General features: G+C 37.0%; 1 protein-coding gene. It reads left to right on the forward strand.

Annotated features, from left to right (window positions below):
* Positions 1–1,232 (forward strand): leucine-rich repeat domain-containing protein (locus tag T488_RS17290; protein ID WP_037297503.1); only part of this gene is annotated, 1,232 nt, incomplete at both ends.

Below are 1,232 nucleotides of genomic sequence, written 5' to 3' on the forward strand. Positions count from 1 at the left end.
GATTGGATTTCAGCTGACATAGCTCCTGAAATTGGAATAAGGCTGACTCTTACGAATTCAGATTCATATTATCCTCCTGACGTACAACATGACTGTAAAAACTGTTTGTCATTGGTTATACAGCCATTTATAGCAGCAAAAGCGGAATTTAACTTTTTTGGTTATGATGCTGAGGCTGTATTAGCGGAGGCTTCTTTCGATCTGCTTGAATACCATAATTCCAATCACAGTGGTTGGGTAGAAGGACCTTGTGACAATATTAGTCATAAGATCACATTACATATAATTGAAGAAAAAGAAAATGAAGATGATCGTGAAGTACCAATTGAAGGTGCTAAGGCTTTTTTGGCAGGGTTATCAATAAAAGACCCGGAAACACAAGAGGCTTTAAAAAGCGATTCAAACGGCAATCTTTCGTATTTTGAAAAAGATAAAAATATTTTGAAAAGGAATTATGAAGTCACTGTTCAATCAGAAAGCGGTACTAAATTCGGACGTTGTAACGTCGGCAAAATGTTCTCGGCTGTTAATCTTTCCAAGAATGTTTTTACTGTTGAATTAAGTGATTCAAATAATTCTAAATATATTATTGAAGATGATCCCAATTACGGCGTTTGCGGTCATATCGACGATGAGCCGTCTGCATGGTTCAGAGTGTATGGAGACGATACGTGTTATATCTGGGGATCCGGAGTATTGGATGATATTTACCAGATTCCTCCTACTGTTAAAAGGATCATTATAACAGGTCAGTCGTTATCATTAACTGAAAAAGAAGCTAATGGCACCCCGGGAATAAATATGTGTTATTTCAATAAAACTAATGCAAAAGATGTAGACCTGAGCGGAATGAAGTTTAAGGAATTGCCAAGAAGTTCGTTTAATTATTCTTCAGTTGAACATGTTGTGCTTCCTGTTTTTACTGACACAATAGGAAACAGTGCATTCTTAGAATGCTCAGAGCTTAAGAATTTCGACCTTAGAGGGATCTGTTTATTGGATGAAGACGCTTTCAGGGCTTCCGGTCTTACTCAGCTGAATTGTCCGTCTTCACTTAAAGCAATCGCTGCTCATGCGTTCTTTAACTGCAAAGATCTGAAGAATGTTACTTTTGATACTAATTTAAAACATATCGGTATATGTGCGTTTATGGGCAGCGGAATACAAAGCCTTTATATTCCTTCTTCGGTTACACAGATAGGCTATAATGCCTTTGAAGAGTGTAAAAATCT

Source organism: Ruminococcus flavefaciens ND2009 (assembly GCF_000621785.1).
Taxonomy (GTDB): domain Bacteria; phylum Bacillota; class Clostridia; order Oscillospirales; family Ruminococcaceae; genus Ruminococcus; species Ruminococcus flavefaciens_C.